Below are 19,537 nucleotides of genomic sequence, written 5' to 3'. Positions count from 1 at the left end.
GTCATAAGAATAGAGAGGATAGTTATTATGTTTTGGAAGTTTACGCAATTTGAGACGAAATTAATTTTAAAAAACCGAAAAAATTGGTTCATTGCTGCATTCCTTCTACTCTTCTTCGTCTTGTTTTTTATTTACTATAGTCAGGAAACTCCCATACCGTTAACTGATAAAAAGAGAACAGAAACGCAAATGTCCTATGCAGTCTTTGAATACCTTGATTTGCAGCGTCACGACCTGCCAGAGGTTGCGGAAGTGTATGATTATCATACTCAAATTCAGTCCTTACTAGGTATGCAGCTTTGGTTTATCGGTAATGGAAATGACAGTGAGCAGTATATTGAAAATGGTTTGGAAATAAATCGATTGCGTCTGAAGGTTCATGAGCTAGGAAATAATGGTATTCCTGATCACTTAATCACCCCAAAGGAAGAGATTTTAAAAGAGGACGCACTACTACATTATATAAAAGATAATAATTTGCCGATTGAATCAGATTCTTTCTCAACAAATCATTATTTTACAAATGTACTTACGATGTTATCCGGACTATTATTCTTAGTGATTGTCTTAGTAAGTGGGAATGAAATGCTTATCTATGAACAAAGACACCAATCAGTTATGAGGGGCTTCCCTTTATCCTTTATGAATAAAGTAATAAGTAAATTGATGGTTCACTTTGTTCACACTTATACGTTTCTACTACTTGGATTTACTATTGGGGGCATCTATGTTGCTACAAAATTTAATGCCGGTGAATTTTCTTTTCCTATACTAGTTTATAAGAATGAAAATTATATTGCTATTTCTACCGGGAAGTTCCTACTCTATATGTTCCTAGGACTAGGTCTTGCAATAATTGTACTATTGGCACTTTCCATCTTGCTTAATATGCTTTTCAAGAATGCATTTGCCAATATACTTATTGGACTAGGTATCTATCTAATCCCTGATATTGCAATGGCTGCAGGGTTAAAGGCGACCTTTTTACATCCAATTAAATACATTGATATATACAAGGTTCTCTCCGGTGATCTTGCATTAGAACTTGGAAATAGTCGTATTGATTACTGGCATGTAATGGTTACATTAGGAATTATTGCAGTAGTCTTGTTGGGGGGAATTTATGCAATCAATAAAATCACCTATCATCGTGTACCGAAACATGCACCATTGGTAAAAGCATTTTGATTGCGTGAAAATGGTACTTAAATTTAATAAGTAGAAAAGAGGATTGTCATGCTAAAACTAGAAAACGTCTCCGTAAAGTATAAGGATAAAGTAGTGTTGGATAATCTTTCATTAACAGCAAACAGCGGGGAAATCATTGGTCTAGTAGCTCCAAACGGAACCGGTAAAACGACACTATTTAATGTCATTTCAAACTTTCTGAAACCGAATAAAGGTAATGTTACGTTTAATGAAAATCTACAGTATAAAACCGAAAGAAAAGAGATTTCCATTCATAAACAACTTGCTACTTTTCCTGACCAAGGGGATCTATTTGAGGAATTAACAGGTGTCGACCATATGAAGCTGTATGCTAATATGTGGAAAGGCACTACGAAGCATGTAAAAGAAATTTATGAGCAGCTACAAATGGAAGGCTATGTGAAAAAGAAGGTTAAAACTTATTCCTTAGGGATGAGGCAACGCTTATGCTTCGCCATGATTGTAGCAGCTGATACGCCTATCATGCTAATGGATGAAGTAATGAATGGACTCGATGTAGCCAATGTTTCGCTTATCTCTAAGCGATTAATGCAAATGAAACAAGAAGGAAAGCTAATTTTTGTTGCATCCCATTTACTCTCAAATTTAGATTTATACGCTGATCGCGTGCTTTATTTAAAGAATGGTGACATCATTCATCAGCAAGCATTAAATGAGTCTACGGAAGAATATTTGAAGATAGAATTAACGCCTGAACAATACGAACAATTACGATTGACATTACCGGATAATCATCACTTTATTGCTAATCATCTGTGCTGCATTCCAACCGGAAATATGGATATGGATGAACAAAAGGAGTGGATTGTGAGATTATCCACCTATAAAGGAAAAGAATTAACCATTGGACCCCTAGGAACAGCCGAATACTATGAAAAATACTATCATGAGGATTGACCATTGGAGGGACTATTATGAATCGAATATTTTTACTCGCAACTATTACAAGTTTATTCGTTCTAACCGGTTGCGGACAACAGCCCTCAGAGAAATTATTGGCATATGAAGAGAATCATGAAATTATTGGAACGGAAAAAGATGAAATAATAGGAGAAGTCAGTAGTACCATTTATGATACAATTGACAGAAGTAATTCCAAAGCAACAGAACTTATCGTTGGTCCAATAACAGCACAGGGAGAGGATATCATTCCTCCCGAAGGACGATACATGATTACAGCTGCAGAGAATTTAACTGGTAAACCACAGTCAGGAAGAGTTCTCATATATGATACTGATGGAGTTCTTTTATATGAAACTCTCTTGGGCATGGGCGGTGTAGATACTGTAACCGTTGATTTAAACGGTTCCCATACTGTCCATTTTGATGGGATAGATCAAGCTATTATTACTCCAGTTCCTACTGGGATTTCAAATGAACTAACTGCCGGTATTTGGGAGGTTGGAACGGATATAGAACCTGGAGACTATTCGATTACTACTGAATCTGAATTTGCACTTGGAGATCTACAACTATTTGAAGAAGGAAAGTCTCCTAGAGTTTTCGAATTCTTAAATAGCAACCCAGAAACAGCTGTTAATATCCAGTTAAAAGAAGGACAGAAATTAAAGATTGATAATTTATCTTATCTGAAATTTGAGAGAGTACCTTAAGCAAACGTTATTCTTAGAAAAAGAATGAAATGCCGTTCAAATCGGAATAGGTACAAATAAAACAACACAAATAGACGCATTCCTCTTTTAAATCAAAAGGTCTTTAAGAGAGGAATGCGTCTTATTAATTTGTTTCAGACCTATCTCCTCCCACAAATTCCATGGGTAAGTATCGGAAGGAAAAGCGTTTACTCCCAATGGCTCCTTTTTAACAGGATGTTCCATATATATCGAATAGGACCAAAGGGCAATTTGCTCTCCAGTTTGATTTACACCATGACCATATTTTTGATCCCCATAAATTGGATTTCCACTAGTGGATAGCTGTACCCGAATTTGATGAGGTCGGCCAGTAATTAGATTAACAGTGAGGAGACTCAATCCTTTTTTCGAACCAATTACTTCATACTCTAGAACAGCCTTTTTGGCATCTTTATGATTGGGAGAAACTGCGAACACCTGATTTCTCCGCTTATCTTTATATAGGTAATGGACCAATTGCCCCTTTTTCTTTTCTGGAATCCCTCTTACAACTGCCAAATAATTTCGCTCTATAACATGTCTTCTCATCATATCCGATAATCTCGAAGCAGCCTTGGAAGTTTTTGCAAAAACCATCACACCACCAACAGGTCGATCTAGCCGATGAACTAATCCTAAATATACATTGCCTGGCTTTTGATAACGTCTTTTAATATCATCTTTAAGGATTGTTAATACATCCAAATCTCGGCTACTATCCTCCTGAACTGGGATATTTACCGGTTTTTGAATAAAAAGGAGATGATTATCCTCAAATAGTATTGGTATATTCATAGATTCATCCCTATCCTCTAGGCATATTGAATCTATCATAGCATAAATAAAATTTATAAACAGATATCTTATTACTTTTACTCTATTTCACGTAGCAAAAAACCTCTTCACTTTTTATTGAAGAGGTTTTTTATGATTAAAGTTTGCGTAGCTTTTCTAATATCTCTTGGGATTTATAGCCCACTTCAAAGTCATAGATTTCTGCTTGCTGACCACTGATAGCCTTAATCAATTCATCAATTAAGTTCTTTGATTGAACAGTTTCATATGAAATAACCTGCAATTTCTCACCGTTCTTCCCACCTCGAAGCTCTCCCCAATTATCCAGTGAAAGGATTCCTTCCGTACCATATGCGGTGAAACCAATAAATTCCTTCCCAGCAAATTGGCTTAATCCTTCAATTAGGACTGGTGTACCATCAAGAAGCTCAGCTGATGCGATAATTCCTGTCTCACATTTATTTGGATCAGTGGGTAATTCTAGTTTAGCAGTAATGTTTGTAATATCACCAAATATCTTTAAAGTTTGCTGAATAAAATGCACTCCCACTTCAAGTACAAAACCACCTTGCTCACGACCAGCTACCCATGCATTTCTCTGCCATGGACGTGGCCATTCTGGAAAATGCATAGTAAGCTGCAACCGTCGTAACTTACCAATATAATTTTGATTTATTAGCTCAGCAAACTTAATTGCAGCCTCATCATAATTTAATGGAAAGTTCATCGCATGTATCACATTTGCTTCCTTAGCAGCTTTCCATAATTCAACTGCTTCTTCTACTGAGTTTGCTAACGGCTTTTCACACAGAACATGTTTTTTTGCCTGTAATACATCCATGACAACCTGATGATGGATTTTAGGAGGTACCGCTACATATACCAACTCCACTTTAGGATCAGCAATTAATTCCTGATGCTTCTTATAGGTCCCTACATTACCAAGTTCTGCTGCAGTTTCTGTGACTAATGAATCTATCTGGTCACATATTGCAACCACTTGAACTTCTAGATGATCCATAAATCTATTTAATAAACGCTGTCCAATAGCACCTAGTCCAACTATACCAATATGTATCATGATTTCTCTCCCTCACTGTCGCAATTAAATCATTACTCTTTCATTATAATCAAAGTTCCATAAGCCGTATAATAGTAGAATGTTATTTCTTTTTATAGACTGAGATAAATATTTCTCTTTCCTAGTAGAATGGATCCGCTACATCACTCTCTCGATCTACTAAACTACATTTTTGGGGCCAGTTTTAGTTAGATCCATTAATCTCAATCAAACTTATCTGGCTCTGATTCCAAAATCTCACTGGTGCAACACTCGTCCCAAGACCACTGTCAATATATATATACTGTTCAGATCCTATTTCAAAGGTACCTTTATCGTATTTAGGAAAATATCCTTGATTTGGAGCTACAATTGCACCAACCAATGGTAACCTTATCTGTCCCCCATGTGTATGACCACTTAATATTAAGTCAGCTGGGATATCCTGATAGTTCATTACTACACCAGGTGAATGGGAAAGTAAAATGGTATATTTTTCGTGCTTTATACCAGAAAATGCTAGATTCATATTTTCATGATTGGTCGATTCATTATCTATTCCTACAAGATTAATCGTTGAATCCCTAATCATGATTTCTGTATTACTATTGCTAAGTACTGTGACACCACAATCCGCCAATCCAGCTAATAATTCATCAACATTGCTATTATCCCTTTCATGATTACCAGTCACGAAAAAGGTATTTTGATTAACTTCTACCAGCTGTTCAATGAATAAGAATACATTGGTTAAATCTGCTGTAGTTCGATCAACTAAGTCACCTGTTAATACAATTACATCCGGATTCACTCTTATTACTGCCTCAATCAGTTTTTCATGCTGGCTACGGGAAATCTTATTATGTACATCACTTATCTGTAAAACCGTTATTTTAGACCCTGCAGCAATTTTATTTGTTTGAAATTGGACTTTATTGATCTTGAATACATTCGTGTCAAAATAGGCTTTTGCCGATGTTCCAAGAATTAATAGTGTGCCGAGAAATAACCACATTTTCCTTTTAAATTTTTTTGGATAGGGAGACCTCATATATTACCTCCTTACACTATTTTTAGAATAACCATATCCTAGTTGTTGCTCTTACTATTGTGTTTCATCTTGGTACTATTTTTTGCATTTGGACAACCCTTATTTATTTCCGTCGAATAGAACAATCTATTATCCACAAACTAAAGCAAAGTAACCTAATTAAATCACGAAAGGAATACAAAATATGAATTTCCCAGACATCCATACTAATTTTTGGGATGCTGTTATTGCGGTTCCCTTAACCGTTATCCTAACACAATTTTTTAAACTATTCCCAATTCCACGCAAGTATTTTCCAACCATTGCGACTATTATTGGATTCCTTATTTCCATATTTATTAGCCACCGTCATGATCTAATTGCCGGGCTGTTTATGGGAGGGTTTTACGGTACTGCTGCAATTGGTGTATATTCTTCCTTAAAGACCACCTGGCTTGCCTATAAAAGAAAGCGAAACAAGAAAAAAAATCAATAAAATAGTAATGCTAGACGCTACATTGATTGAGAGCAATCAGTCAATGTGTCGCCTAGCATGCAACTATTCTTTCAAGGTTTCTCTTATTTGAGAAAGATGACGTTGTTCGTGCAAGGGTAATAATTCTACCCATTGGTCTAATGCCATTGTATCAAAAGCAGGATGTTTAACCACCTTCCTCGTTAATTCAGATAAGTCTTCCAAGCTATTAACTGTTTCAAGTAATTGCTTCCTTGAATCAGCTAACATTTCTTTTAATTGCTCCAGCTCTAAAGATTCCTCGGAGGGCTCTACCACACTGGGGGCAGGATATTTTACTGTTCTGTCTAGTATAAGCTGAATATTTTTCCTTCTGTCATCAGACTCCTTCCCCTCCTTTAATCCCCATTTAATTGCTCTTACAGTGGCGATTTCTGTTAAATATAGGTGGTGACAATTTTGAGCAACACTCCATGTCTCCATATTCGGTTTTCTGTTTAACTCCTCAAAGGTTAATGATGTAATCTCCTGCAAAAGCTCCTCACGAGTTTGTTCCAAGCTATTACGAATTAAGTTACTCATAAAGCTCCCCTCTACTTTTCAAATTTATTCTAATTTTGTCTTACTAACCAATAGACCCTTGTAACTTCTGCGGTAGCACCATAACAATACCCCTTCTAATACAGCTACCACTATCGCTAACCAAAGTAAGTCTATATCAACAAACAGCTGGAACGCTATTATATTGACGATTAGGCTAGCCAGAACGATTAATACTAGTGGAACAAATCGGCGAATTAGTAGTAAGACTCCCGCTATTATCTCCACACCTTTTTCCATTGCCAATAAATAGCCATCCCCCAAGAACTCTGTTGCAGCAGGACTAGTTGGTGCAAATGGCTCGAAGCCAAATAAGACAACATAACCATTCAAGCCCGCTCCAAGGAAAATAAGACCAAGGAGAATTTCAGCTATCCTTATTAACACCATTACAGGAACTCCTTTCAGTAATATTTGTATTAAACTACCTCATGATTGCATCCGTTTTTAAATATTATGACTTTTCATTACAATAATATCACTTTTATCTACGGTTTAGGTTATTTTGAAGCAAAAATAAAGGTAGGCTCTATTACTTTAAACAAAAGCAAAAGAACTTACCTTTATTACGTTAGATATTCACATCTCGCTTTTTAATAAAGACAAACGCAAGCGTTAGAACGAATATACTAGCTATACGAATATAGAAAACTGTATAGTCATTCCTTCAACCATTGGTCCACCAGTAAAATTTACCTCTAGTAGGGTGTTGACAAAGAGAGAATATTTCACCCAATCCGTAAAAAAATAGTAGGGAATGGGTTTCTGCTTTTATACAATCCTCCCTTTATTCTTCTTCCCAGAATAATTCGTCTAACGTTTTATCTAAAGCTCTACAAATGGCTTTGCACAGGCTAAGTGTGGGATTATATTTCCCTAATTCTATTAGACCAATTGTTTGTCTAGAAACACCCACTCGTTTAGCTAATTCCTCTTGAGACAAGTCATGCTCTACACGCGCTATTTTCATTTTAATATTTTTCATTGTCATCACCGTCAAGCTCTTCTAACTGCTTTTCAATTACTTTTTTACTCCTACTTCTTGCTATTTCATGGCCAACTACAAAGACTAGCATAAAGACAGGTACATTGATCAATATTGTTACGAAAAAAACTAAAATAAAATAGTATATGGACTGGGATGTACCTTCCCCATAATTAATAGCACTGTTCAGCCCCGTAATAATAGCTAAGATAATAACGAGAGCTAGGATGAACATAATATTTTTCTTAGTCATTGTCCATTTACTTGTTCTATCGTGGATCTCAACCTCATCTGAGAATATTCCAAGCTGAACTGTTCGGAAGGTGTAGTATAGTCCACCAAGAATTAAAATAACTAATTCTGTTAGGATGTGGTTAATATCGAAGTTAAAATAATAGATTTTTAATAAGATGGATACACTGCAAATCACGAGAATTAAATAATATATTTCCTTAAAAATTTTATTCTGAATATTAATAATGCGCTCATCACTTATCTTCTTTTTCTTAAACCATTCCATAAAGGATTCCCCCATCGTTTTTATTGTTATACTTATAATACATTTATTTTTGTCATTTTGCAATATATATATGTCATTATGATTATTAAAATTATCAAATCACTTTTGGAGATGGCAAAACATAAAAATATTAGCTTATCCATATACAAGAACGTACATTCGTGTTATTCTGCTAGTAGGATAACTTAATAAGGAGAATGTGCATGGAACAAACTAATATTAATGTGGAGAACCGAATGAAACATTATAATGTAATAGGTCTTAGCATTGCTTTACTAAATAATTATGAGATCAGTTTTACAAAGAACTTTGGTGTACTTGAGGCAAATTCTGAAAGAAAAGCCGATAACAACTCTATTTTTAGTGCATGTTCCATAAGTAAATTTCTAACCGGGTTACTAGTAATGAAACTAACAGAACAAGACATTCTTAATTTAGACGAGGATGTAAATCAACAATTGATATCCTGGAAGGTTCCTTGCAATGAGTTTACAAAAAACAAAAAGGTTACATTACGACACCTACTTAGTCATCAATCTGGTATCATCGATCCTAAAGGTAGTTTCACAGAATTTAATTCTTCCTTTGGAGTACCCTCTATCGTCGAACTATTAGAAGGAAAAACACCATATTGTAAAGTCCCTATTGAAGTAAAACAAGTTCCTGGTAGTGAGTTTTCTTATTCGGATGCCGGTTATTGTGTCATTCAACTGCTAATTGAGGATGTTACTGGAAGACCTTATGGGGAAATCGTCAACGAATTCATCTTTACCCCATTGAAAATGAACCATAGTACCTTTAACACTACCAAAATTCCAAAAGAAACCATATCTAGTGGTCATAACAAATATGGTAGCTTAGTTAATGGAAAAATCCCTATCTATCCATACCCTGCTGCTTCAGGATTATGGGCAACTGCTTCAGACTTGGCAAAATTATTGATAGAACTAATGAATGCAATAAATGGGAAAAGTAAACTTGGAATCTCTAAAAGAACGGCAAAAGAATTCATTAGCCCACAGGGTGGTAAAAGCTGGACTGGATTAGGCTGCTTTTTAAGTGAAACAGAAAATGGGTTAGAGATTTCATCACTTGGTTGGGGTATTGGTTTTCAATGTATGTTGGCATCATATCCTTATATAGGAAAAGGTGTCGTTATAATGACAAACTCAGAACTTGGTGTTCACCAAATGGAAGGAATTATTGGTGAAATTTATCATGCAATTGATTTTTAAAAAAGACTCTCCTTGCACTATTTTCCTTAGTCCAAGGAGAGTCTTTTTTTAAACCGAATTTAAGAAAAAGCTCATATTATATATCTATTTTAATGCCAACTTTTTCGCCATCCAAAGTAATTTTTTTCATCTCAGGATCCATAGCGAAAAACATTTCTTTTAATAATAGGTTTCTTTCTAATAATAGCCTATGTTCTTCAATTACTGTTCTCATCATTGATTAACGTTAAACGTTTATGGGGCACAACTATAAGCTTTCTATTGTCTAGCTCTCATAGATACACATTTCCCTTAACGAATCTAAGCAATTTATTATTAGAAGTTAAATTAACTAGAAGATAATTTATTAGAATAATTTGTGTTCGGAAAGAAAAGCTATAACCGTGATGATAATATAAAGGAGATCTAACATGGATTACAAAAATATCACTGTAGCTGGAAGTGGAGTTTTAGGAAGTCAAATTGCCTACCAAACCGCATATAAAGGATTTAATGTTTCTGTTTTTGATATTAACGACGAGGCAATTGAAATAGCAAAGGATAGAATACAAAAGCTGAAAGCACGCTATCAAGAAGATCTAGGAGCTACACAAGAAGAAGTAGACAATGCTTATAACCGCATGAATTTTTACAGTGATTTGTCTAAGGCTGTTTCTTCAGCAGATCTCTTGATCGAAGCCGTTCCAGAAGTTGTTGACATTAAGATGGATTTTTATAAAAAGCTAGCACAAGTTGCTCCAAATCATACGATATTTGCAACCAATTCTTCTACCCTTTTACCAAGTCAATTTGCAGAAGCAACAGGAAGACCAGATAAGTTCCTTGCTCTTCACTTTGCCAATGAAATTTGGAATAACAATACTGCAGAAATCATGAAACATCCAGGTACCGATGAAAAAGTTTTTCAAGATATTATTGAATTTGCCAAGGCAATTGGGATGGTTGCCCTTCCTTTGTACAAAGAACAACCAGGATATATCCTGAATTCCCTGTTAGTTCCCTTTTTGGAGGCAGGTCAAAAACTATTAGTGAATGGGATTGCCGATGTAGAAACCATTGATAAGACATGGATGATTGCAACTGGAGCACCACAAGGTCCGTTTGCAATTCTTGATGTTGTTGGAATTAGAACAGCTTATAATATTACAGTAGCTAAAGTGAAAGCAACCGGGGATGAAGAGTTTCAACGTATGGCAGATTTTCTTAAAACAGAGTATATCGATAAAGGAAAACTTGGAATTGAAACAGGAGAAGGATTTTATAAGTATCCTAATCCAATGTTTAAGGATCCTGGCTTTTTAGATAATTAACAGATAACCGCTTCCCCATGAAGCGGTTTTGCTATTATGACAGTGCTTATATAATTTATTCCCCCATGGTTTAGACAAAAAATTGACTATTATCACGCATCGATTAAACTCTTTTCAATGGGTTTTCATTGAGTTCGGCTTTTGGAACGTTTCTATTAGACATATTTACTCTTTTTACCATTGAGTTTGTCTATTAGAACATCTCTATTAGACATACTTACTCGGTTTTCATTGATTTAGTCTATTAGAACATCTCTATTAGACATACTTACTCGGTTTTCATTGATTTAGTCTATTAGAACATCTCTATTAGACATAGTTACTCTTTTTTCATTGATTTAGTCTATTAGAACGTCTCTATTAGACATAGTTACTCTTTTTTCAGGAAATTAGTCTATTAGAACATCTCTATTAGACATAGTTACTCTTTTTTCATTGATTTAGTCTATTAGAACGTCTCTATTAGACATAGTTACTCCTTTTTCATTGATTTAGTCTATTAGAACATCTCTATTAGACATAGTTACTCTTTTTTCATGGAATTAGGCTTTTAAGGTAACCAGAAAAGTACTTCTATCCTCATGTTTCAGACCCTTATTTAGTATCCTTACTCACCTGGTGATTTTTCCGTTCCATTGCTTTAAACAACACTTTTAATAAGGGAGGAATAGCAAAAAAGATAAAAAAGGTTCGAAATAGCTGATAGCCCGATACCATCGATAAATCCGCATTAATTTCATGAGCAATAATTCCCATTTGATCCATCCCCCCAGGCGCGAGGCTCAATAATGCGGTAGCATGTGAGACATCGTGAAGAACTGTTAATAATATACTAAGTAAAATGGATCCTACCATAAGCAGAATTCCACTTCCAATAGCCAGTGTGAACGTCCATCCTTTTTTGACAATTTGATCTGTTTGTAGCAAAAGGCCAACATGGCTCCCAATCATAAGCTGTGCTAAATCGACAACGGCTGCCGGTAAATGGGGGCCTGCCACACCAGTGAGCTGCAATAATGCTGTTCCGATAATTGGACCTAATAAATAGGCGGTAGGAAAATGTATTTTGTTTCCACCTATTGCGAACACAATACACACCAGTGCAAAGAATACTATATTCGGAAACATTGCGACTGAATCCACAGTGGCAGTCGATACTTGGTCCCCTGATACATTGCTAAATATCGGTAACATAACTAACAGTGGCATAGAAATGACAATAATCATGAGTCTTAGAACTTGAGTGATGGTGACAACTGCGAGGTTAATACCCTTCGTCTCCTCAGCAAGCATAATAACCTGCGTGAGCCCTCCAGGAATACTTCCAAGTAATGCAGATTGAAAATCTATCTTTGATACCTTTGATACTAGAAAGGCAATTCCCGAACACCATAGCATCAATAGAATTGTTAGCAAAAGCATAGAAGGCAACTGCTCAGCCATTTCTTTAAGAGCTGCAGAAGTCATCGATAGTCCAATTGTATAGCCTACTATTATCATTCCACTATCTCGGAGTTCACTCGGCCATGTTAAGTTCCATTTCATTACATTTTTACAAATCACCATTACAAGCATTGGCCCCAGTAGCCATGGGACAGGAATATGCAATAAGCTAAACAAAGCTCCGCCAACAAGTGCAGCAAGAGCAGTAATCATTATTTTCTTCAAGTCTTTCATAAGCTGCGTCAAATGTAGTGCCTCTTTTCTTCTAATAAGTGAAATAAATTGATATTAATGACATTGTCATCATAAATCTTATACTTATATCAAGCAAATAATCTGCATAATTTATGACAAATGAAAAAGCATCGACCCTTTTTTGGCAATGCTTTTCATATAATAAAAGTATTAAAATCTGAATCACAAATCTAGATCAGTAGCTAGTTCATACACAATCCTTCCAGCAACAACTGTTTTAACTGCTTTAGCTGCAAGCATTTCCTCTGAAGTTCCTTCGAAAAGATCCCGGTCAAAAATTGAGAAGTCAGCCAAATAACCTGGCTTAATCAAGCCCTGTTCATGTTCCTTGCAGATTGCTTGTGCGCTACCAAGCGTATATAACTGAACCGCTTGAAAACGTGTTAATTTCTCACCTGGCAAATAGCCATCATGTGAGTCATAAGGCTTTTTACGTTCAACCGCTGCATAGATAGTTGCGATAGGATTAATATCCTCTACCGGTGCATCCGTACCTGCAGCACACATGAATCCATGTTCCAACAATTTTTTCCAAGCATAGGCCCATTCAAGCCGATTTTCTCCTAGCCTATCAATCACCCAAGGAAAGTCAGATGGTACAAATGCTGGCTGTATATCAATTACTACCAGCAGTTTCTTCATTCTTTCTACTAAGTCTTCTCTTAACAGACAAGCATGAATTAATCGGTCCCTTTTTCCATTAGTTAACGGATATTTTTCCAAAATAGTTAATAGTTGTTCTGCCCCCGCATCACCGATAATATGAACTGCAACCGATTCATTGTGGGTTCGCGCAAGTTTTACTAGCCTTTCCAATTCATCATCTGACTGGATTAATAGCCCTTTATTATTAGGCTGATCAGCATATGGGTTTGATAATGCAGCAGTTGAGCCACCTAAGGCTCCATCAACAAAAATCTTCATCGCTCCAAGTTGGATAAATGAGTCATTATATATAATATTATCTTCCATCATTTCTTCAAAAACTGACTGATGTCGTAATAGATTTACCCGAAAATGCTGTTTCTTCCCCACCACTCGTTGATAAGCAGTTAATGGGTTTTTATAATTTCCAAAATAACTCATATCCTCTGAATGTCCACCGGTTAAACCATATGAAAGCATATCCTTAATTGCAAGGTCAAGGATATTTGTGAGTTCATCCACATATGCCCCGCCTTCCTTTAGAATTGCCTCTGTTACAGGATTGGCAGCTTGCTCATATAATAGTCCATTTAACTTTCCATCTGCATCTCTACCAATCTCGCCACCGAAAGGAGGAGCACTTGATTCGTCATACCCTCCAGCCGAAAGTGCTGCTGTATTTCCTAGAACTACATGATGACAAATTCTGGTCAATAAAATAGGCTCTTTTCGAATAGCATCAAGTTCTTGTATCGTCGGAATGCGATTATCTGGATAATTATTTTCATTCCACCCTTCACCGAATAACCATTGGTTCTTCGGTGTATTCTTTGCTGCTTCTCTTATCATCCCTAGCATTTCATCAGTTGTAGTAGCTATTGATAAATTAAGACGAGTTAATTTCTGTCCTTGATAAATAATATGTAGATGACTGTCCACGAAACCAGGATACATCGTTGCACCGTTTAAATTATATAATTCATCAGCCTGTTTAACTAGTTCTTCATAAGATCCTACCGCACTAATTCTGTCTGCCTCCACAAGAACTGCCTCAACTGTCTCATTTTCTCTTTCCATTGTATAGATTGTTCCACCATACCAAAGCTTTCTCACTGCAGATTCCTCCCTAACTTCTATTGAATTTCTTTATATCGCATAACTTGTATGTTTAAACTTGCACGGTGCGTATTAGCCTTATATTTAATTAAAGAATTAAATCTGTCAAGCAGAGAAGAACATATTTTTAAAAAATTCCAACAACAAACATGTGACCACTTATATTCATAAAAAAACGGCTATCCTTCTGTAACGGACGCCGTTCTTTCGTTAATTATTCATTTCTGCTATCATATCCAACCATTTTACATCTGCTTCTAAATGCAGTAGTGCACCTTCTATTAGCATCTTCATCGTGACATTATGAGAACTAGTCATTTGTTTTTTTAAATGTGTCAGATGAAGAATATCCTTAATGATGGTTTCCTTTTGATTTCTAATCATGACCTGCTTATTTTCATAGGAAACATGATTCGCACAAAGAAACTTAAAATAAAATTCGTCTTTAAATAAAGACCTTCCAACAGGCTGCTCTAACCAGTCCCAAAGTTCCTCTTTACCAGCATCGGTAATTGTATATAGTTTTCGATCCTTTTTATCATGGCCAGGAGTTTCAACTAATCGATCTCGTTCCAAACGATCAAGGGTGGTATAGACTTGACCAGCATTTAAAGGCCACATCCCTTGCACCATTTCTTCAAAACCCGTCTTTAATTCATAGCCATGTCGCGGTTTTTCATACAATAGGGCAAGTAATGAATGTTTTACTGACATGATGATGATCCCCACTTATTCATAATTTATCGCTGCCTTTATTGGTATTCGTGATGCTGAATTACTAGGTAGCCATGAGGCAATAAGCGTGAAGGCAATTCCTCCCGCCATAGCCAAAGCTAAACTAGTCCACGGAATCGAAAAACTAAGAAACATTGGTGCTTGCTTTGAAATTGCATTTAAATAAACAACCAAAATTCCATATAATGTTCCAACAATAACACCTGTAATACCAATGAATAAACCTTCTGCCATAATCATAAATCTGACTTGCCACTTTGTAAATCCAAGTGCTCTCATAGTTCCAAGCTCTCTCGTACGTTCTAGCGTATTCATAAATAATGTATTACTGATACCAATTGCAGATATCGCAATAACTAGCAATAGTAGACCCTGCATCAAATCATTCATTCCCGTTATGCCACTTTTTGCCTGCTCAATGGTTGAGCTCATTACGTCCACATAAACGATAGTTTCTCCAAAGATATTATCTAGTCCTGACAATATGATAGGAATTGAGTCCTCTTCTGCTACATCAACTACAAGATGATAGTTCCATGGCCAATTTAGGATATCTCTGACAACTGCTTCCTCAACAAATCCAACATAGCTTGTGTAGTGAGAGGTCTCAACAGTACCTTTTACGAAAAATCTACCTTCACCAGCAGGTGTATTCAATGTGATAAGGTCGCCAATATATCCGCCCCATTCTTGAAGTGCACGTTCACCAACATAGATAGAGGGGTATTCACTATTCTTATCCGTTTTTTCTATTACATTAAACATATTTTCCCCGTCTAAATCTGAAAAGGAGATAATCGAAAACTCCCGTATAGCATTACGTTGAGTATGCCATGTCACATTCGGTATCTCTGCGTAAGAATAAACCTCGGATATATCTGCCAAACCGTTTACCCTTTGTATATCCGTATCGGTCCATGGTGTTTCTTTCTCTATAATTATATCCCCACCGAATGTCTCTCTTATATCATCTTCCATGCCTTCTGGTAATGATTTTAATGCTGCACTCATAAAGAGGGCTAAGCTTACACCGATAGCAAGCATGGCTGCTGTATTCGCATTACGATTAACAAATTGGTGTATCGAACGTACTGCCTGTTTCCCTGAAAAACCAAAAATCCTCTCTAAAATAGGACTTAGTACAAATTGAACTATTTTCATCCATAATGGAAATAGAAGAACAAGCCCAACGAATAAGAATAGAAATACCCATACATTATCAATTAATCCGATTCCAGTACAAATTACCCCTAGAATTATTCGCGGTATATGTAGCTTATTTAAGGTACTGAATGAAACATTCTTATTAAACATTGCCTCTAGAATTGGGGTATTTGCCGCTTTATATAATGGTAATGCTGCAGCAATAAATGGGAAAATCAAGCCAACAAGAGATGCTGTGATTAAAGGAGTAATGATTTCCACATGATGGACTATATCCTGTGTGACAATTGCAGTGATTAACATATCCTGAACAACAAATCCAAGCCATATTCCTATGCCCAATCCAAACAGAGTTCCAAGTACTGCAAGAAAACCAACTTCCTTTAAAACTAATTTAAACACATTTCCCTTTGTATATCCTAAGCTTTTCATAATAGAAATCTCTTTTTTACGCTCAACAATACTTGTATTAATCATATTAAATGCAATAAATGCACTGATAAAGATAGATAGAATAGCGATAAGATCAAAGACAAAATACATACCCTCAATATCATTATATTGCTGTGTATCTAGAACAATGGGCTGAACAAATAAGTTAGTATCTTCTAATTTTAATTGATAGGATGATAATAATTGACTCTTATCCAGAACATTCTTCACATTAAACCGGTACTCTGAAATTTGGTTGTTCATTCCAGTCCATCCTTGGAGTACTTTCAAAGGTACAATCACTCCAAAATCACGGAATAATGCTTCATCCATTGATTCAGGGCTATTGATTATCCCTCCCTCGTTAACAATTGCTGTTATTGTCAAACTACCCATGCCCTGAAACATTACTTTATCTCCAAGATTTTTGTTCCAAAGGTCAGCAGCATTTTCCGTTATAATGAGTCCTTCCTCCGTAATGTCTCCCTCTTTAACTGGTAATTCAATTAGTCCATTTTGAAGGTTTGAGATGCCGATAAATCTCACTGTAGTCTGTTCTGGATATTCAGTGTCCATGTCTACAAATCCACGCTTCGTTAAGATTCTAACCTCACCAGCTAATTCATCTTTTTCCAGGACTCCATCCAATTCACTTTCCGAGAAAAATCGTTCATTTCCTTTAATCCGAAAATCTGCATTTCCAGCAGTTAATTGCTCCTGCTCATCCATTAGATTAAAAAAGGTTTCCTTAGCTATTAACATACTAGTCATTACAGCTATACCTAGTACTACAGCAACAAGAGTGAAAAAGAATCGCTTTTTATGTCTAGTCACATTACGCCATGAAACGCGAAAGGAACTTAGCATAGTCCTCATCCTCCCTTTTCACTTCCGCTTCCATTACGCCATCTTTAAATAATACAATTCGATCTGCATACCCTGCTGCAAACATGTCGTGTGTTACCATGACTATAGTTTGCTTTCTCTCTTGATGAAGCCTAGCTAGTAAATCAAGAATGTCACTTGCCCGTTGTCTATCCAAGTTACCAGTAGGCTCATCTGCCAAGAGGATTGAAGGCTCATGAATTAGCGCTCTTGCAATGGCGACCCGTTGCTGCTGACCGCCGCTTAGTTCACTAGGAAATCGTTTTTCATATCCGACTAAATCAACATCCTGTAGCAGTTGTAAAACCTTATCCGGTGTAACTTTTTTACCATCCGCATGTAAAGGGAAAATAATATTTTCATAGACGGTTAATGTAGGTAGCAATTGATAGTTTTGAAAGATCAAGCCTATTTTTTTACGTCGTAGAATCGTTCGTTCTTTTTCTGATTTTGTAGTAATATCAACTCCATCCAATTCGATTGTTCCAGTCGATATGGTGTCAAGACCAGCTAATAAATGGAGTAAAGTTGTTTTGCCAGATCCACTTGGCCCAATAATACAAACAAACTCCCCTTCTTCAACTGAAAAATCGACGCCCTTTAAAATAGATATCTCTTCTGTTGCAGTTTTATAGTTTTTCTGCAAACCTTTCACTTGTATCATCACTATTCACCTCCTTGTTTTGATGGAAATATGGTATAGGACCACGAATATATAAAATCAATAATAAATACTAATCCCCAAACCTGTGATATCCCATATAATACCTCGTTCGGATAAGGAGTGTTTTCTACATTGGATGTTCCTATCCAAGATAAATCTGTAAGATAAGAAATTACTTTCTCGATACTACCCAATCCGATATACCAAAAGATAGCCTGAGCACATACAAAGATAACGAAATGTATCATGGAACTGTATCGATATTTTTGTGCAATATATCTGGGATCCTTCTGTTTCCTCATTAATAATTTATCTTCTTCAGTTAGTAAATCGATTCCACGCCAATTTCCTATTTTCAATCTCATATAACGATCCAGTTTTTTAAAATCGCCGATTCCAAATGTACATGCATAGATGACAAAGATAGTAATAACAATTTGAAAAGTGGAAATTTCTCCAGTCTCTCTGTATAGAACAACTGCTAAAGCAGCCTCCATTAAGAGCAATACAAGAAATAAAAATAAAAATAGTACACTACTTTTCTTCTTACTTAATAAATACCGTACTATCCCAAATAATAAGATTGAAACAAGAGAAAGTACTTCTAATAAAATAAAAATTTCCCATTGATAATCGAGTAAAAACTGCATCAATCTCCCTCACTTTTTATATACTGAGTAAATATATACTGAGTATATATTTACTCAGTATATATGTCAATAGAAAAATAATTTAATAATAAACAAGATTTTCAGTGCGTGATGATTAGTAACCCTCATCTACTATTTCTTCCAAAACAAAAAGCCTGCCCTATAGTTAGGACAGGCTTTAGTATTTCTTTAAGCTAGCTCATATAAATCTATCTCATCTGGCTTGATGGTCTTTATTTTCTTGATGAAATAGTAATGCTTAATAACAGCAAGTAGAACCATGATAATCCTTACCAAAAGAATCTTCACAAAAATAATTGATAGCAAAATAAAAAAATCAGCTATTAAATTAATCCGGATTTTTTCCATCCTTGTCATCGCTTTTCTTAAGAAGTATCGATCGACATACCTTTTATAGAAGGAGGTCCGCTTGAACCATTTTTCAAGACGTTCTGAGCTTTTTGCAAAACAATAGGATGCAAATAGAAAAAATGGTCCACCAGGCAATACTGGAAGCACAGTACCCGCTACACCTATTCCAAAAGATATGAATCCAAGTAGAATATACAAAATCCGTTTCATATTCTTCATGATTACCACCTACTATTCGTTATTCTGTCTATATAGCGATTTATGAAAAAAAGGACGTGCGCAAGTAAAAAAGAGATTGCACA

At 35.8% G+C, this 19,537-nt stretch carries 20 protein-coding genes; 6 read left to right on the top strand and 14 right to left on the bottom strand.

The features are described 5' to 3' along the window. Positions 1–27 precede the first annotated feature (27 nt). From KI338_RS00450 to KI338_RS00440, 3 genes are read left to right on the top strand one after another with little or no spacing between them, the layout of a single operon-like run. On the top strand, positions 28–1,188 hold the full coding sequence (locus KI338_RS00450; protein ID WP_212919017.1) for an ABC-2 transporter permease family protein: 1,161 nt from the start codon (positions 28–30) through the stop codon (positions 1,186–1,188). 48 nt (positions 1,189–1,236) lie between these two features. Beyond that, a complete protein-coding gene (locus tag KI338_RS00445) occupies positions 1,237–2,127 on the top strand; it encodes an ABC transporter ATP-binding protein (protein WP_212919016.1) in 891 nt (296 codons plus the stop codon). Between the two features lie 17 nt (positions 2,128–2,144). Further along, entirely contained in the window at positions 2,145–2,843 is a 699-nt protein-coding gene (locus tag KI338_RS00440; RefSeq protein ID WP_212919015.1) for a hypothetical protein, read from the top strand. An 87-nt stretch (positions 2,844–2,930) separates the two neighbouring features. Here the strand turns inward: KI338_RS00440 and KI338_RS00435 are convergent, their stop codons facing one another. The 3 genes from KI338_RS00435 to KI338_RS00425 all read right to left on the bottom strand — a co-directional run bounded on the left by KI338_RS00435 (position 2,931) and on the right by KI338_RS00425 (position 5,770). Continuing rightward, positions 2,931–3,659, bottom strand: coding sequence for an RluA family pseudouridine synthase (locus KI338_RS00435; RefSeq protein WP_212919014.1), 729 nt, complete (start codon positions 3,657–3,659; stop codon positions 2,931–2,933). 136 nt (positions 3,660–3,795) lie between these two features. Beyond that, entirely contained in the window at positions 3,796–4,740 is a 945-nt protein-coding gene (locus tag KI338_RS00430) for a Gfo/Idh/MocA family protein (protein ID WP_212919013.1), read from the bottom strand. Between the two features lie 184 nt (positions 4,741–4,924). Beyond that, on the bottom strand, positions 4,925–5,770 hold the full coding sequence (locus KI338_RS00425; protein WP_212919012.1) for a metallophosphoesterase: 846 nt from the start codon (positions 5,768–5,770) through the stop codon (positions 4,925–4,927). A 184-nt stretch (positions 5,771–5,954) separates the two neighbouring features. Between KI338_RS00425 and KI338_RS00420 the strand changes: the two genes are divergently transcribed. Continuing rightward, positions 5,955–6,245: a hypothetical protein gene (locus KI338_RS00420; protein ID WP_212919011.1), complete on the top strand. Its 291-nt coding sequence runs from the start codon at positions 5,955–5,957 to the stop codon at positions 6,243–6,245. Between the two features lie 63 nt (positions 6,246–6,308). Here KI338_RS00420 and KI338_RS00415 read toward each other — a convergent pair whose 3' ends face one another. The 4 genes from KI338_RS00415 to KI338_RS00400 all read right to left on the bottom strand — a co-directional run bounded on the left by KI338_RS00415 (position 6,309) and on the right by KI338_RS00400 (position 8,329). Next, complete coding sequence (locus KI338_RS00415; protein ID WP_212919010.1) at positions 6,309–6,806, bottom strand: DinB family protein; 498 nt, start codon at positions 6,804–6,806, stop codon at positions 6,309–6,311. 24 nt (positions 6,807–6,830) lie between these two features. Further along, positions 6,831–7,214, bottom strand: a complete 384-nt coding sequence (locus KI338_RS00410) for a hypothetical protein (protein WP_212919009.1) — start codon at positions 7,212–7,214, stop codon at positions 6,831–6,833. Positions 7,215–7,611: 397 nt separating this feature from the next. Continuing rightward, positions 7,612–7,809: a helix-turn-helix transcriptional regulator gene (locus KI338_RS00405; protein WP_212919995.1), complete on the bottom strand. Its 198-nt coding sequence runs from the start codon at positions 7,807–7,809 to the stop codon at positions 7,612–7,614. Further along, positions 7,796–8,329 carry a DUF6773 family protein gene (locus tag KI338_RS00400; protein ID WP_212919008.1) on the bottom strand — a complete coding sequence of 178 codons (534 nt, stop codon included), beginning with the start codon at positions 8,327–8,329 and terminating at the stop codon, positions 7,796–7,798. The genes KI338_RS00405 and KI338_RS00400 overlap by 14 nt, the downstream gene beginning before the upstream one ends. Positions 8,330–8,532: 203 nt before the next feature. Here KI338_RS00400 and KI338_RS00395 point away from each other — a divergent pair, with 203 nt between their 5' ends. Continuing rightward, a complete protein-coding gene (locus tag KI338_RS00395) occupies positions 8,533–9,564 on the top strand; it encodes a serine hydrolase domain-containing protein (RefSeq protein ID WP_212919007.1) in 1,032 nt (343 codons plus the stop codon). Positions 9,565–9,974: 410 nt separating this feature from the next. Next, positions 9,975–10,874, top strand: a complete 900-nt coding sequence (locus tag KI338_RS00390) for a 3-hydroxyacyl-CoA dehydrogenase (protein WP_212919006.1) — start codon at positions 9,975–9,977, stop codon at positions 10,872–10,874. Between the two features lie 594 nt (positions 10,875–11,468). Here the strand turns inward: KI338_RS00390 and KI338_RS00385 are convergent. The 7 genes from KI338_RS00385 to KI338_RS00355 form a co-directional block, all read right to left on the bottom strand. Further along, positions 11,469–12,563 (bottom strand): AbrB family transcriptional regulator, encoded by a 1,095-nt coding sequence (locus tag KI338_RS00385; RefSeq protein ID WP_244853244.1) that lies wholly within the window; start codon positions 12,561–12,563, stop codon positions 11,469–11,471. Positions 12,564–12,734: 171 nt separating this feature from the next. Next, positions 12,735–14,330 carry an amidohydrolase gene (locus KI338_RS00380; protein ID WP_212919005.1) on the bottom strand — a complete coding sequence of 532 codons (1,596 nt, stop codon included), beginning with the start codon at positions 14,328–14,330 and terminating at the stop codon, positions 12,735–12,737. Between the two features lie 213 nt (positions 14,331–14,543). Next, positions 14,544–15,047: a PadR family transcriptional regulator gene (locus KI338_RS00375; RefSeq protein WP_212919004.1), complete on the bottom strand. Its 504-nt coding sequence runs from the start codon at positions 15,045–15,047 to the stop codon at positions 14,544–14,546. A gap of 15 nt (positions 15,048–15,062) precedes the next feature. Continuing rightward, positions 15,063–17,531: an ABC transporter permease gene (locus KI338_RS00370; RefSeq protein ID WP_212919003.1), complete on the bottom strand. Its 2,469-nt coding sequence runs from the start codon at positions 17,529–17,531 to the stop codon at positions 15,063–15,065. Beyond that, complete coding sequence (locus KI338_RS00365; protein ID WP_212919993.1) at positions 17,500–18,213, bottom strand: ABC transporter ATP-binding protein; 714 nt, start codon at positions 18,211–18,213, stop codon at positions 17,500–17,502. Before KI338_RS00365 ends, KI338_RS00370 begins: the two co-directional genes overlap by 32 nt. A gap of 2 nt (positions 18,214–18,215) precedes the next feature. Then, a complete protein-coding gene (locus KI338_RS00360; protein ID WP_212919002.1) occupies positions 18,216–18,863 on the bottom strand; it encodes a hypothetical protein in 648 nt (215 codons plus the stop codon). Positions 18,864–19,052: 189 nt separating this feature from the next. Then, entirely contained in the window at positions 19,053–19,454 is a 402-nt protein-coding gene (locus KI338_RS00355; protein ID WP_212919001.1) for a YbaN family protein, read from the bottom strand. Positions 19,455–19,537 lie beyond the last annotated feature (83 nt).

The sequence above is a fragment of the Ornithinibacillus bavariensis genome (genome assembly GCF_018333235.1).
GTDB lineage: Bacteria > Bacillota > Bacilli > Bacillales > Amphibacillaceae > Ornithinibacillus > Ornithinibacillus bavariensis.
The sequence above is the reverse complement of the archived record's forward strand: the minus strand, read 5'-3'. Positions and strand labels throughout refer to the sequence as shown.

Bases quoted from the DNA above. Each gene is read 5' to 3' on its own strand.
- KI338_RS00450 (WP_212919017.1), top strand. From the start codon at position 28: ATGTTTTGGAAGTTTACGCAATTTGAGACGAAATTAATTTTAAAAAAC.
- KI338_RS00445 (WP_212919016.1), top strand. From the start codon at position 1,237: ATGCTAAAACTAGAAAACGTCTCCGTAAAGTATAAGGATAAAGTAGTG.
- KI338_RS00440 (WP_212919015.1), top strand. From the start codon at position 2,145: ATGAATCGAATATTTTTACTCGCAACTATTACAAGTTTATTCGTTCTA.
- KI338_RS00435 (WP_212919014.1), bottom strand. From the start codon at position 3,659: ATGAATATACCAATACTATTTGAGGATAATCATCTCCTTTTTATTCAA.
- KI338_RS00430 (WP_212919013.1), bottom strand. From the start codon at position 4,740: ATGATACATATTGGTATAGTTGGACTAGGTGCTATTGGACAGCGTTTA.
- KI338_RS00425 (WP_212919012.1), bottom strand. From the start codon at position 5,770: ATGAGGTCTCCCTATCCAAAAAAATTTAAAAGGAAAATGTGGTTATTT.
- KI338_RS00420 (WP_212919011.1), top strand. From the start codon at position 5,955: ATGAATTTCCCAGACATCCATACTAATTTTTGGGATGCTGTTATTGCG.
- KI338_RS00415 (WP_212919010.1), bottom strand. From the start codon at position 6,806: ATGAGTAACTTAATTCGTAATAGCTTGGAACAAACTCGTGAGGAGCTT.
- KI338_RS00410 (WP_212919009.1), bottom strand. From the start codon at position 7,214: ATGGTGTTAATAAGGATAGCTGAAATTCTCCTTGGTCTTATTTTCCTT.
- KI338_RS00405 (WP_212919995.1), bottom strand. From the start codon at position 7,809: ATGAAAAATATTAAAATGAAAATAGCGCGTGTAGAGCATGACTTGTCT.
- KI338_RS00400 (WP_212919008.1), bottom strand. From the start codon at position 8,329: ATGGAATGGTTTAAGAAAAAGAAGATAAGTGATGAGCGCATTATTAAT.
- KI338_RS00395 (WP_212919007.1), top strand. From the start codon at position 8,533: ATGGAACAAACTAATATTAATGTGGAGAACCGAATGAAACATTATAAT.
- KI338_RS00390 (WP_212919006.1), top strand. From the start codon at position 9,975: ATGGATTACAAAAATATCACTGTAGCTGGAAGTGGAGTTTTAGGAAGT.
- KI338_RS00375 (WP_212919004.1), bottom strand. From the start codon at position 15,047: ATGTCAGTAAAACATTCATTACTTGCCCTATTGTATGAAAAACCGCGA.
- KI338_RS00370 (WP_212919003.1), bottom strand. From the start codon at position 17,531: ATGCTAAGTTCCTTTCGCGTTTCATGGCGTAATGTGACTAGACATAAA.
- KI338_RS00365 (WP_212919993.1), bottom strand. From the start codon at position 18,213: ATGATACAAGTGAAAGGTTTGCAGAAAAACTATAAAACTGCAACAGAA.
- KI338_RS00360 (WP_212919002.1), bottom strand. From the start codon at position 18,863: ATGCAGTTTTTACTCGATTATCAATGGGAAATTTTTATTTTATTAGAA.
- KI338_RS00355 (WP_212919001.1), bottom strand. From the start codon at position 19,454: ATGAAGAATATGAAACGGATTTTGTATATTCTACTTGGATTCATATCT.